Source organism: Phenylobacterium sp., from assembly GCF_041916435.1.
Classification (GTDB): domain Bacteria; phylum Pseudomonadota; class Alphaproteobacteria; order Caulobacterales; family Caulobacteraceae; genus Phenylobacterium.
On sequence record NZ_JAYRZM010000004.1, the window covers coordinates 358,161 to 371,161 of the forward strand.

The following is a 13,001-nucleotide window of genomic DNA, read 5'->3' on the forward strand; positions in this document are numbered from 1 at the left end:
ACGCGCGCATGAATAGACCTTCCGCCGTCGCCATCGCCGCCGAGGTCGCTTCCGGCGTCCGCTCGGCCGAGGATGTGGCCCGCGAGGCCCTGGCCCGCATCGCCGCCTACGACGCGGTGCAGCCGCACGCCTGGATCGAGCGGCCGAGCCCCGAGGCCGTGCTGGAGAAGGCCCGCGCCGTCGACGCGCGGGTCGCCGCCGGCGAGACCCTGCCGCTGGCGGGCGTTCCCTATGCGGTGAAGGACAACATCGACGTGGCGGGCCTGCCCACCACGGCCGCCTGTCCCGCCTACGCCTACCGGCCCGAGCGCTCGGCGACCGTGATCGAGCGGCTGGAGGCGGCCGGCGCGGTGCTGATGGGCAAGACCAACCTCGACCAGTTCGCCACGGGCCTGGTGGGATCGCGCAGTCCGTATGGCGCGCCCGGCTGCGTCTTCAACCGCGCCTATGTCAGCGGCGGCTCCAGCTCAGGCTCGGCGGTGGCCGCGGGGGCTAGGCTGGTGGCCTTTTCGCTGGGCACCGACACCGCCGGCTCGGGCCGCGTGCCGGCGGCCTTCAACAACCTGATCGGCTTCAAGCCCAGCAAGGGCCGCTGGAGCACCCGCGGCCTGGTGCCCGCCTGCCGCTCGCTGGACTGCATCACCGCCTTCACCCCCGACGCGGCCGACGCGGCCTTGGTGGATTCAGTGATCGCCGGCTTCGATCCGGAGGATTCCTGGTCGCGGCGCGAGGCGGTCGGCCCAGCGCCCCTGGGCGAGACCTTCCGCTTCGCGGTTCCTCCGGCCCGTCAGCTCCAGTTCTTCGGCGACCTGGAGGCCGAGGCCCTCTACGCCGGCGCGGTCGAGCGGCTGAAGGCCATGGGCGGACAGGCCGTGGAGGTGGACATCGAGCCGCTCCTGGCGGCCGCGCGCCTGCTCTACTCCGGCCCCTGGGTGGCCGAGCGCACCGCCGCGATCGAGGACCTGCTCAGGACCAATCCGGCGGCCGTGCATCCGGTGGTGCGCGCCATCCTGCAGGGCGGCTTCGGCGTCTCGGGGGTGGAGACCTTCAAGGGCCTCTACGAACTGGCCGACCATGCCCGCGCGGCCGAGGCGGTGTGGGGCTGGGCCGACGTGCTGGTGCTGCCGACCGCGCCCACCATCTATCGCATCGCCGAAGTGCTGGCCGAGCCCTTCGCGCTCAACGCCAACCTCGGCTTCTACACCAACTTCGTGAACCTGCTCGACATGAGCGCCATCGCCGTGCCGGCGGGCTTCCGCGCCAACGGCACGGGCTTCGGCGTCACCCTGGTCGGGCCCGCCTTCGCCGACGCCCAGCTCCTGGCGCTGGCCGCCCGCTACGAGGAGATCGCCCCCATGCCGCAAGCCCCCGACCTGGACACGGACGGCAAGCCCCAGACCGTGAAACTCTGCGTCGTCGGCGCCCACCTGGCCGGCATGCCGCTGCACTGGCAGCTCACCTCGCGCGCCGCGCGCCTGGTGGCCCGCACCAAGACCGCGCCGGCCTACAAGCTCTACGCGATGACCGACACGACGCCCTTGAAGCCGGCCCTGATCCACGTGGGCGAGGGCGGGGCCTCCATCGAGGTGGAGGTCTATGAACTGGGCGTCGCCGAATTCGGCAGCTTCGTCGTCGAGGTCCCGCCGCCGCTCGCCATCGGCACCGTGGCCCTGGAGGACGGCTCCCAGGTGAAGGGCTTCGTCGCCGAACCCCGCGCCACCGCCACCGCCGACGACGTCACCAGCTTCGGCGGCTGGCGGGCGTACATCGCCTCGCGCTCCTGATCCCGCTCGTCCCAGCGCAGGCTGGGACCCAAGCCGGGTCGGGGAACGGCCGCATGGATCCCAGCCTGCGCTGGGATGAGCGGTTGCGCCTACTCCACCGCCTCCGGCATCGCCTCCAGCTCGGCCGGGACGGCGCGCTTCTTCTTGTCGTCCAGCGGGAAGTCGTAGACCACCGTCGCGCCATAGCGGTGCGGCGCCTGGGGATCGCGCCGGCGCTTGTCGAAGGCCATGACGCGGGTGCCCAGGACGAAGGCCTCCTTGATGTCGTGCGTGACCATCAGGATGGTCAGGCCGTGCTCGCGCCACAGGCCGGTGATCAGGGCGTGCATGTCCAGCCGCACGCCCGGGTCCAGGGCGCCGAAGGGCTCGTCGAGCAACAGGATGCGCGGGCGCTTGATCAGCGCCTGGGCGATGGCCAGCCGCTGCTGCATGCCGCCGCTCATCTCGCGCGGGAAGATGTCCAGGCTGTCGCCCAGGCCCACGTGGGCCAGCATGGCGGCGGCCTCGTCCCGGGCGGCCTTGCGGCGCGCGCCGAACAGGCGGCCGAGCAGCGGCGCGCGCGCGCACTCCAGGCCGAACACCACGTTGTCCAGGGCGCTCATGTGCGGGAACACCGAGTAGCGCTGGAAGACCACGCCGCGATCGGCGTCCGGTTCGGCGTGCAGCGGCTCGCCGTCCAGCAGCACGCGGCCGCGGCTGGGCGCCTCCTGGCCCAGGACCAGCCGCAGGAAGGTGCTCTTGCCCGCGCCCGACGGGCCGACGATGGAGACGAACGAGCCTTCGGCCACGTCGAGCGTGACCTTCTCGAGCACGATCTTCTCGCCGTACTCGACCCACACGTCGCGGAAGGACAGGACCGGACCGCTCACTTGGCCACCCTGGGATGGGCCCAGCCGAACACGCCGCGGTTCAGGGCGTTCAGGCCCACGTCCATGGCCACCGCCAGCAGCGAGATCCAAAGGACGTAGGGCAGGATCACGTCCATGGCGAGGTAGCGCCTGACCAGGAAAATCCGGTAGCCCAGGCCGACGTCGGCGGCGATGGCCTCGGCGCTGATCAGATAGACCCAGGCCGAACAGAGCGACAGGCGCAGCACCTCGATCAGGCGCGGCATGGCCTGCGGCAGCGCCACGCGCAGCAGCACCTGCCAGGTGGAGGCGCCCAGGGTCTGGGCCTTGATGATCTGTTCTTCCGGAATGGCGGCCACGTGGCCGGCCAGGTCGCGGACCATGATCGGCGTCACGCCGATGAAGACCAGGGCGATCTTCGCCGTCTCGCCCAGGCCGAACACGATGAACAAGATCGGCAGCACCGCCACCGGCGGCACCACGGCGACCGCCGCCACCAGGGGGCCCATGCCGGCGCGCCCCACGGGGATCAGGCCGATGCCGAGCCCGAGGATCAGGGTGGTGACGGTGGCCAGCGTCAGGGCCACGCCCAGTCGGCGCAGGCTGGCGGTGGTGTCGGCGGCCAGCGCCACCTCGCCGGTGCGAGGATCGGGGGTGGCCATGATCTTCACGGCCGCGGCCATCGCGGCCGGAGTAGGCAGGATCTTGTCCCTGGGATTGTCGGCGTGCCGGGCGGCCGAGGCCACGAGATAGATCAGCACCAGCGCCAGGATCGGGACAAGGCCGAGAAAGAGGCGACCACCCCCGCTGGGCCTGACGTTCAACAAGCGTCGCATAGGGTGGTCGCCTTCAAGGGGCGCGGGCGGCTTACAGCGCGCCGTCCGCGGCCAGGGTCACATAGGTCGGATCGAAGCGGAGCTTCACGTTGTCCTTGCTGCCCAGGATCTTGCCGTTCGGGAACTCGATGCCGATGTCGTCCACCGACTTGGCGCCTTGGCCGAACAGGCCGATCTGGAAGCTGAACTGGCGCACCTTGTCGTTGGCCGCCACCAGGTCGGGACTGGTCATGGCGGCCAGGGCGTCCTTGGGCGAATAGTAGAGGTAGGTGGTCTTGAGCTGGTTCTCGTAGCCGGCCAGGTCGGTGCCGGAGAGCTTGGCCATCGCCTCGCGGGCCGCCTTGCCTTCCTCGTCCTGCTTCTGCATCAGCGCCATGGTCTCGTACCAGATGCCGGTCAGCGCCTTGCCGAGGTTCGGATTGGCCTTCAGCTCGTCGGTGTCGACGATCAGCATGTCCAGGATCTCACCGGGGATCTTGGAGGAATCGAACACCTCGGTGGCGCCCGGCTGCTTCTTGATCTCCGAAAGCTGCGGGTTCCACGGCACCACCGCCGTGGTCTCGGGCGCGGCGAAGGCGGCGACGATGTCGGCGTCGGAGGTGTTGACCGTCTTCACGTCGGAGAGCTTCAGGCCGGCGCTCTCCAGCCCGCGGGCGAGCAGGTAGTGGGAGACCGAATTCTCCACCAGGTTCACCGAGCGGCCCTTGATGTCGGCTAGCTTGGAGCCGTTCTTCAGGACGATGCCGTCGTTGCCGTTGGAGTAGTCGCCGACCATGACGACCGTGGAATCCTTACCCGCGGCGGCGGGGATGGTCAGGGCGTCCATGTTGGTGGACAAGACGCCGTCCAGCTTGCCGGCGGTGTACTGGTTCAGGCTCTCGACGTAGTCGTTGACCTGCACGAGCTTGATGTTGACGCCGTACTTGTCGGCCCATTTCTTCACGATCCCGGCCTGCTCGGCGTAGGGCCAGGGCATCCAGCCCGCATAGATCGTCCAGCCGATCTGGTATTCCTTGCCCGCTGGCGCGGCCGCGCCGGACGCGTCCGCCTTCTCGGCGGGCTTCTGCCCGCAGGCCGCCAGGGTCAGGCCGCACACGGCCACCGTCATGGCGACGCGCAGGCCCTTAAGCCATCCCGTCATGTGGATCCCCTTGTGTTCGGCGGGGCTCGTCTGCGATCCGCCTCTCGGTATTACAAACCGGCGTTTTCGTAATAATCCAACCGGGTCGACGACATGGATCGGCCTTGGCGAACCGGGCGCCGAGAAAGCAGGCGCCGGCCTGCCCGATTGCGCGCAGGGAGGTCATCCGTCCCGTCCAGACCTCCGCCGGCCGCCTCGGAGGTATTACGAATGGCGTCATTCGTAATATCGCGCGCGCAGCAGCCCAGGCGCGCCGATGCATCGTGATTTCCAGGCCGTGCCCGTGATCGACATCTCGGGCCTCAGCTCCGCCGACCCGCAGGCGCGCCGCGCCGCCGCCGCGCGCATCGGCCAGGCCGCGCGCGAGGTGGGATTCCTGCAGGTGACCGGCCACGGTCTTCCCGAGGCGCTGTTCGACGGACTGCTGGCGGCGGCCAAGGCCGTCTTCGCCGAGCCGATGGAGCGCAAGATGGCCTGGTACATCGGCCGCTCGGCCAACCACACCGGCTATGTGCCCGAGGGCGAGGAGGTGTTCGCCTCGGGCAAGATCGACCGCAAGGAAGCCTACGACGTCAGCCTGGACCGTCCGGGCGGCGAGGCGTCCGCGCCGATGCTGGGCGCCAACCTGTGGCCCGACCTTCCCGGCTTCAAGCCGGCCGTGCAGGCCTACTACGCGGCGGTGGCGGCCCTGGCGCGGCGGATGTTCGCCGGCTTCGCCCTGGCGCTCGACCTGCCGGAGGATCATTTCGAGCCGCACCTGAGGCATCCGCCCAGCCAGCTTCGGCTGATCCACTACCCCTTCGACCCGGACGCCCAGCCGGACGAGGAAGGCATCGGCGCCCACACCGACTACGAGTTCTTCACGATTCTTCGGCCCACGGCGCCGGGGCTGGAGGTGATGAACGGCGAGGGCCGCTGGATCGACGCCCCGCCGGTCCCCGGCGCCCTGGTGATCAACATCGGCGACATGCTCGAGGCCTGGACCAACGGCGAGTTCGTGGCGACCTCGCACCGGGTGCGCAAGGTCGCCGAGGAGCGCTACAGCTTCCCCTTCTTCGCCACCTGCGACTACGAGACGGTGGTCGCGCCGCATCCCAGGTTCGTCGGCGCCGAACGGCCGGCCCGCTACCCCTCCATCGTCTCGGGCGAGCATCTGTTCGCCCAGACCGCCCGCACCTTCGCCTATCTGAAGGCCCGTCGCGCCCGCGGCGAACTCGTCGTCGCCGACGAGGCGCCGGCGTTCGGCCAGGCCGCTCGCCAGCCCGCCCGGCCTTGACCGGTCCGGCCCAGGGCGCCCGGCCTGTGGCGCCCGCCGCACTGCCTTCGATTTTGCGCCTTTCCCCCGCGACAAAACGCTTGTTCGGCAGGGGATTCCCGCTCATGAGGTTGAGCCTGTCACGTATTAGTGCTGCAAGCGCCGCATCGTCGCGAAACCCACCGAGCCCATGACCGAGCGTCCCCGTCGGCCCATCCTGCATCTCAAGCTGAATCCCGACCGGCCGCTTCCCACGCCGGCCGCGCCCGCGCCTAAGCCGGAGCCCGTCAAGGCCCCGCCGCCCATGCCCGTCGGCGAAGTTTGGAAGTGCAAACCCTGCGGGGCCTCCATCGCGCTGACCGACATGCCGATGGAGGGCGACGTGCGCTGCCCGAGCTGCAATGCGCGCCTGGGCAAGGCCGAGGATTTCCGCGCCGATCCGCCGCGCACCGAGCGGCTCCGGGCCCGCCTCTTCAAGCGCTGAGCCCGGGTTCAGCGCAGCAGCGTCTCCAGGGTGTCCAGGAGGCGCTCCAGCTCGATCGGCTTGGGCGCCAGCGCATCCATGCCCGCGTCCAGATACTCCGCCTCGTGGTGCGACATGGCGTTGGCCGTCAGCGCGACGATCGGCGTGCGCCGCCGGCCGGTCTCGTCCTCGCGCCGCCGGATCAGGCGCGTGGCCGTCGGCCCGTCCATGACCGGCATCTGCACGTCCATTAGGATCGCGCTCCAGTCCTCGGCCTCCCAGGCGTTCACCGCCTGGGCGCCGTCGGCGGCCACGTGAACCCGCGCCCCGACCTGCTCCAGCAGGGTGCGCAGCACCAGCTGGTTCATGGCGTTGTCGTCGACGGCCAGGATCTTCAGCGCGCCGCCGGCCAGGAGCAGGGGCGCGCGCTCGACGGCATCGGCCGCCGGCGCGGCGGCCTCCACGCGCTTCAGCGGCAGGCGGACGGTGAAGGTCGAGCCCTCGCCCTCGACGCTCCGCACGCCGATCGACCCGCCCATCAGGGCCGTGAGCTCGCGGCAGATCGCCAGGCCGAGGCCTGAGCCGCCGTAGCGCCGGGTGGTGGAGGCGTCGGCCTGGACGAACTTGTCGAACAGCGCGTCCTGCCGGTCGGCGGCGATGCCGGGGCCGGTGTCGCGGACCTCCAGGACCAGCTCGCCATCGTGGCGGGCTTCGATCTCCACGGAGCCCTCGGCCGTGAACTTCACCGCGTTGGAGGCCAGGTTGTAGAGGATCTGGCGCAGGCGCGTGGCGTCGCCGCGCCACACGCCCCGGGCCTGCGGAGCCGTGCGCACCGTGAGCGCCACGTCCTTCTCGGTCGCCAGCGTCTCGAACGTCGCGCGCACGCCGTCCATCAGCCGGGCCATGTCGATCAGCCCGTCCTCCAGCTCCAGCCGGCCGGCCTCGATGCGCGACAGGTCCAGGAGGTCGTTGAGCAGCGTCAGCAGCGTCTCGCCGGCATGGCGGATCACCGACAGCCGTTCGCGCTGGGTCGGCGGCAGCTCGTCGCGGGCCATGGCCTGGGCCATGCCGAGCACCCCGTTGAGCGGGGTGCGGATCTCGTGGCTCATGGTCGCCAGGAAGGCGGACTTGGCGGCGTTGGCCGCGTCGGCCTCGTCGCGCGCCTTCTTCAGGGTGGCGTTCAGTTCGCGCAGGCGGCGCTCGGAGCGCTTCAGGTCCTCGATCGACTGGGTGATCACCACGCAGCGCACCGGCCCGTCGCCGTCGAAGCGGGCCGCGCTCATGCGGTACCACTCGCCGCTACGCGCCTGATAGGCGCGGGTGAAGCTCGCCCGCCGTCCGGCCAGCACGTCGCGAACGCCCTTCTTCAGGGCGCGGCCATGCGCGCCGGGCAGCCGGCCCAGCACGCGGAACAGGTCGTCGCCCATCGGATACTCGGCCTGGCCGCGCAGGGCCGCGCCGAGCGCCTTGAACGCCTTGTTGGCGGCGATGATCCGTCCGGACTCGTCGATGACCGCCAGGAGCGCCGCCACCCCGTCCACGACCCCCTGGGCGAAGCGCTGCTGCTCGCGCAACTCCTCGGTCGCCTCGTGATGGGCGCTCACGTCCTGCGCCGCCCCGTGCACAGCCACGCATTGGCCGTCGACGATCTCCGGCTCGCCGATCACGCGCAGCCAGATCCGCTCGCCGTCGCCGGTCAGGGCGGGGGCTTCGAGGTCCATCTTCCCGTGCTTGCGCACCGCGTCGGCCAGATAGGCCCGCACCCGCTCGCGCTCCTCGGGGGGATAGATGTCGAGGGCGTTGGCGATGTCCTCCACCTGGCTGGGCCGGCCCAGGAGCTTTTGCAGCTCCCCGCCCCAGCGCACGGTGCGGGTCTTCAGGTCCACGTCCCAGCCGCCGACACGGGCGAGCCGGGCGGCCGAACGCACCGCCGTGGGCGTGGCCACGGCGCTCTGCTCGATCGCCGAGCCGTGGAAGTTCTCCACCAGCACCCCGAAGAAGCCCTCCGCGGCGCCGGTCTCGTCGAAGGTCGGCCGCACGTCGAGATCGAACCAGAAGCGCCGGCCGTCCTTGCCGCGGTTCAGCACCTCCACCCGAAAGCCCTGGTGCGCGGCCATGCGCGCGTTCATCAGGGCGATCGTCTCGGGATCGGTCTCCTGGTACTGCAGCAGTTCGCCGGCGCGCCGGCCTATGGCGTCCTCGGCGGTGAAGCCGGTGATGGCCGTGAAGCCGTCGTTGATCCACTGGATGGCGCCGTCGGGGCCGCAGAGCAGCACGCCGTGCTGAGTCGCCCGCGCGACCCGCGCCAAGCGGGCCGTGAGCTTCGCCGCCTCGCCGGGAGGCGAATCGCCACGCCAACCCCCGTCCATGGCCCCTCCTGACTCCGCACCATGCTGGATGGAAGTGAAGAAAGGAGAAAGTCGGGAGTCAGCCCAATTCGCGGGCGCCCGGCGTCAGTGCGCCGTGAGCGCCGCGCCGGCGTTCTCCTTGGTTCCGGCGCGCCGCCGGCTGGCCACCACCTGGGCGGTCAGGGGCGAAGCCTTGTTGCCCCACGCCGAGCGGACATAGCTCAGGATGGTGGCGATGTCGGCGTCGGACAGGTCGTTGCGGAACGAGGGCATGCCGCCGCGGCCGTTCAGCACCACGGAGGCCGCGTCGGCCGCCGGGCCGGTGGCCACCTTGCTGCCGGCCAGCGCCGGGAAGGCGCCGGGAATGCCCTTGCCCGTGGGCTGGTGGCAGGCCGAGCAGTTGTCGAGGAACATTTGCTTGCCGTCGGCCGCCTGGGCCGCCGCGCCGGTCAGGGCCATGCCGACGGCGACGAACGCGATCGTTCTCAACCGGATCATTCAGATAACTCCAGGGTGTCTTGCCGCCGCGGCCGTCAGGCGGCGTGGACGCGCTTGTCCAGCTTGGCGATCTGCTCCCAGGCGGACTCGATGCCGCCGGCCTGCCATCCGGTGAGGTAGCTCATGTGCTCGCCGGCCAGGTAGATGCGCCCGTCGGGTTCGCACAGGATGGGATAGGCGTCGCGCCGGCCGGTGTCGTCCCATTGGGCCCAGCCGCCAAGGTTGTGCTCGATGCGGTGCCAGGAGGCGGCGAACGAGGTCTCGAAGCTGTCCTTGTACTGCGGGAACACCTTCTGGCCCGCGGCCAGGGCCAGCGCCGTGCGCCCGGCCACGTCCAGGGCGCTCACCTTCGCCGCGTTGCCGCCGAACTGGTAGTAGCCCAGTAGCACGCCCTTCTGGCTCTGGTAGCCGGTGGAGGGCAGGGAGATCACGCCGATGTCCGGATTGTCCGTGTAGACGTGGCCGCCGTAGATGTGGTGGTCCTCTTCCCAGAAGCGCCGCTTCATCTGCAGGCCGATCTTGCCCACCAGCGAGTAGGAGACCGAGCCGATCGCCTCCTTGAACTTCGGCGAGACGCCCACGTCCATCTGGCGCAGCACCGACAGCGGGATCGCGCAGATGCAGTAGTCGGCCTTGATCACGCCGGCCTGGCCGTCGCCGTCCACGTAGGCGACCGTCACGCCCGAGTCGTCCTGGCGCACCTGCTTGACCAGGCAGGAGTACTTGATGGTCTGGCCGAGCGCGCCGGCGAAGCCCTTGGCGATCTGGTCCATGCCGCCGATCGGCTGGAACATGGTGCGCTGCTGCTCGAAATTGGTGACCGAGGAGAGCACGCCCCAGGCCTGGGAATGCAGCACGTCGGTGAGCGCGTAGGGCGTCGACGCCTTGCCGGGGCCGGGGTCCATCAGCGCGCCGGGATTGACGTCGTAGCCGCGCCCGTCCGTGCCCTTGTAGGCGAGGTCCTCGGTCAGGTAGCCCTCGCGCCGCAGGTAGGCGATGAACATCTCGCGGTCGTCGGCGGTCATCTGCTGGTCGAGCGCGCCTTGCTTGACCTGCTTGGCCAGGATCTCGGCGGCGTAGCCGCGGATGTCGGCGGCGACTTGCGTCTTGCGCACCGGCTTGCCGGCGAGGGGGCCGGAGCCCTTCTCAAAGTAGATGTAGGAGTGGTCGTTGTCGTTGACGACGATCTCCAGCGGAATGTTGAATTCCTTGGTGTAGTGCAGCGTCGACTGGTGGTGGTAGGGGATCCGCCACGGGCCGTGGTTGATGTAGAGCCCGTCGTCGAAGTCGCAGACCTGCTTCTCCCCGCCCAGCTCCTGCAGCACGAAGCCCTTGCGCGCGGTCTGGCAGCGGCCGCCGGCGAAGCTGCGCGCCTCCAGCACCGTCACCTCATAGCCGGCCTTGGACAGCTCGTAGGCCGACGTCATACCCGCCACGCCGGCGCCGAGGATCACCACCTTCTTGCCGGCCCCGCCGGTCAGCTTCGGCGGCTCGGCCAGGGCCGACTCGACGCCGAAGCCCAGGGCGCTCATGCCGGCCAGCAGCAGGGCTGTGCCGCCCACGCCGCTGAGGCGCTCCAGGAACATTCTGCGGGACAGGCCCGCGAAGTCGCCGGCGTCGCTTTGGTTGTTCATCATCGCATTCCAGAAATTGGGCCCAGGCTGCGGCAAGGAGCCGATGTTTTCACGCGCCAGGCAAGTGGTCGCCGATACGGGCCTCCGCCGCGGCGTGAAGCCCCCTCGCAGTGGACGCCTTTCCGCCTTGGCCCATCTCGCCTGCGTACCGGGTTGAGCGCATCCGGACCGAGCGCCTCAAGCCTGGTGAAGCTCCGTGCGGAGTCGGGGGCGAAACCGCCTCATCAAAGGGCAGTCGCTGCTCCAGCTGTGCAAGAATCGGCCTTCGGCGGCCGGGCGCGGCTCTACTGGCCGCCGAGGGCGCCTACCAGGCGGAAGATCGCAGGCAGCAGCAGCACGCCGAGCAGGCAGGGAAAGATGAACAGAATCAGAGGCACGGTCAGCTTGGCCGGCAGGGCCAGGGCCTTTTCCTCGGCCCGCAGCATCCGCTTGGTGCGCATGTCGGCCGAAAAAACCGACAGGGTCTCGCCCAGGCTGGTGCCCATTTCCTCGGCCTGGCGCAGCATGGTGGCGAGCGCGCGGGCGTCGTCGATCCCCAGCCGGTCGGCGAAGCCCAGCCAGGCCTCCTTGCGCGACTTGCCGGCCCGCAGCTCCAGGGTCAGGAAGCGCAGGTGCACCGTCAGGTTCGGGTAGCGGCGGGCCAGCTCGTCGCCCACCCGGCTCACCGCCGCGTCCAGGCTCAGGCCCGCCTCCACCGAGGCGACCAGGAGGTCCAGCAGGTCGGGAAAGCCCTCGGTGTACTCCAGCTCGCGCGCCTGGCGGCGCATGTTGAGGAACTGGTCAGGCCCCAGGATCGCGGCCGCCGAGAGCACGCCGGCCAGGAGCAGGGGCGCCATGCCGCCGCCGTTCATCACCACTGGCAGCAGCAGCACCGTGCCCGCCGTGGCGACCAGCAGCGCCGCCGCCCGCGCGCCGAGATAGACCGCCGTGGATTCGCGGCTGAAGAAGCCCGCGCGCATCAGCTTGGCGCGCACCACCGACAGCTTGGCCGGATCCTTCACCGCCGTCCGCTGGCCCAGGCGCAGGAAGCCGGCGGTCATGCGCCCGCCGAAGGTGTCGTCCGGCCTGAACCCGCCGACGGGGCGGCCGGCCACGGCGGCCGGCGCGTTCAGCCGCGCGCGCCGCTGGGCGCGCATGCGCACCTCGCTGGAGACCACCAGCAGCGCGCCGCCGCCGGCGAAGGCCAGGAGCACGCCCGCGGCCAGGGTGAGAATCTGCTGCAGACCGGCGCCGCCCATCTCAGATCCTCATGTTGACCATCTTGCGGATGACCATGTTGCCGATGATCATCCATACGACGAGCCCGCCCAGTCCCACCTGGATGAAGCGCTCATGGATCACGTCGCCGTAGAAGTGGGGCGAGGTGAGTTGGATGAAGACCGCCGCGAAGATCGGCGCGGCCGTCAGGATGATGGCCGAGACGCGGCCTTCCGACGACGCGGCCTTGATCTTCAGGCGCATCTTGTGCCGCTCGCGCACAGTCTGGGCGTTCAGCTTCAGAAGGCCCGTCAGGTTGCCGCCGGCCCGCTCCTGCAGCCGCACGGTGGCGGCGAACAGGTCGACGTCCGGATGCTGGCAGCGCTCGCTCATGCGCTCGACCGCCTGCTCCAGCGTGGCGCCATAGGCGATCTCGTCGCCCGCCAGGCCGAACTCCGAGCCGATCGGGTCGGGCATCTCGCGGCCCACCAGCGCCACGGCCGTGGGCACCGGGTGGCCGGCCTCCAGGCTGCGCACGATGATGTCCAGCGCCTGCGGCAACTGATGGCCGAGCAGCTTGGCGCGCCGACCGGCCATGAATTTCAGGAAGCCGAAGGGGCCGGCCAGGCCCATCACCAGCGCCCCGATCGGCGCGCCGATGAGCTTGTGCGACAAGAGCAGGCCCGCGACCGCGCCCGCGACCGCCGCCCCCGCCACGGCCACGCCCCACAGGCGCGGATCGTAGGGCACGCCCGAGCGCATGATCAGGTCGGAGAGCCAGCGCCAGCGCGCGCCGCGTTCGCCCGTGGCGGTCAGGCCGCGCTGCTTGCGCAGCTCGATCACCAGTTCGGAGATGCCGCCCACCCGTTCGGCGACGACCAGGCGGCGGTTGACCTTGCGCTTGACGCCGGCCATGCGCACCAGGCCGATCAGCGCCTGGGCCGCGGAGAACACTGCAGCGAAGACGAGGATCAGATAGACGGCGCGCAGGTCCATC

General features: G+C 70.5%; 11 protein-coding genes. 3 read left to right on the forward strand and 8 right to left on the reverse strand.

The genetic code is table 11. From position 1 onward, the window contains the following. Positions 1–8: 8 nt before the first annotated feature. On the forward strand, positions 9–1,784 hold the full coding sequence (gene atzF / locus ACE3TA_RS13175) for an allophanate hydrolase (protein ID WP_374574372.1): 1,776 nt from the start codon (positions 9–11) through the stop codon (positions 1,782–1,784). Between the two features lie 89 nt (positions 1,785–1,873). Here the strand turns inward: atzF and ACE3TA_RS13180 are convergent, their stop codons facing one another. From ACE3TA_RS13180 to ACE3TA_RS13190, 3 genes are read right to left on the reverse strand one after another with little or no spacing between them, the layout of a single operon-like run. Next, positions 1,874–2,653, reverse strand: a complete 780-nt coding sequence (locus ACE3TA_RS13180) for an ABC transporter ATP-binding protein (protein ID WP_374574374.1) — start codon at positions 2,651–2,653, stop codon at positions 1,874–1,876. After that, positions 2,650–3,468, reverse strand: coding sequence for an ABC transporter permease (locus ACE3TA_RS13185; RefSeq protein ID WP_374574377.1), 819 nt, complete (start codon positions 3,466–3,468; stop codon positions 2,650–2,652). Before ACE3TA_RS13185 ends, ACE3TA_RS13180 begins: the two co-directional genes overlap by 4 nt. 31 nt (positions 3,469–3,499) lie before the next feature. Then, positions 3,500–4,609, reverse strand: coding sequence for a putative urea ABC transporter substrate-binding protein (locus ACE3TA_RS13190; protein WP_374574379.1), 1,110 nt, complete (start codon positions 4,607–4,609; stop codon positions 3,500–3,502). Between the two features lie 256 nt (positions 4,610–4,865). Between ACE3TA_RS13190 and ACE3TA_RS13195 the strand changes: the two genes are divergently transcribed. Next, a complete protein-coding gene (locus ACE3TA_RS13195) occupies positions 4,866–5,885 on the forward strand; it encodes an isopenicillin N synthase family dioxygenase (protein WP_374574381.1) in 1,020 nt (339 codons plus the stop codon). A 169-nt stretch (positions 5,886–6,054) separates the two neighbouring features. Continuing rightward, positions 6,055–6,348 carry a hypothetical protein gene (locus ACE3TA_RS13200; RefSeq protein ID WP_374574383.1) on the forward strand — a complete coding sequence of 98 codons (294 nt, stop codon included), beginning with the start codon at positions 6,055–6,057 and terminating at the stop codon, positions 6,346–6,348. 8 nt (positions 6,349–6,356) lie between these two features. Here the strand turns inward: ACE3TA_RS13200 and ACE3TA_RS13205 are convergent, their stop codons facing one another. The 5 genes from ACE3TA_RS13205 to ACE3TA_RS13225 form a co-directional block, all read right to left on the reverse strand. Then, complete coding sequence (locus tag ACE3TA_RS13205) at positions 6,357–8,696, reverse strand: ATP-binding protein (RefSeq protein ID WP_374574385.1); 2,340 nt, start codon at positions 8,694–8,696, stop codon at positions 6,357–6,359. 84 nt (positions 8,697–8,780) lie between these two features. Beyond that, a complete protein-coding gene (locus ACE3TA_RS13210; protein WP_374574387.1) occupies positions 8,781–9,173 on the reverse strand; it encodes a cytochrome c in 393 nt (130 codons plus the stop codon). Between the two features lie 35 nt (positions 9,174–9,208). Then, positions 9,209–10,807 (reverse strand): NAD(P)/FAD-dependent oxidoreductase, encoded by a 1,599-nt coding sequence (locus tag ACE3TA_RS13215; RefSeq protein ID WP_374574389.1) that lies wholly within the window; start codon positions 10,805–10,807, stop codon positions 9,209–9,211. A gap of 284 nt (positions 10,808–11,091) precedes the next feature. Next, entirely contained in the window at positions 11,092–12,045 is a 954-nt protein-coding gene (locus ACE3TA_RS13220) for a type II secretion system F family protein (protein ID WP_374574391.1), read from the reverse strand. 1 nt (position 12,046) lies between these two features. Continuing rightward, positions 12,047–13,000 (reverse strand): type II secretion system F family protein, encoded by a 954-nt coding sequence (locus ACE3TA_RS13225; protein ID WP_374574393.1) that lies wholly within the window; start codon positions 12,998–13,000, stop codon positions 12,047–12,049. Position 13,001 lies beyond the last annotated feature (1 nt).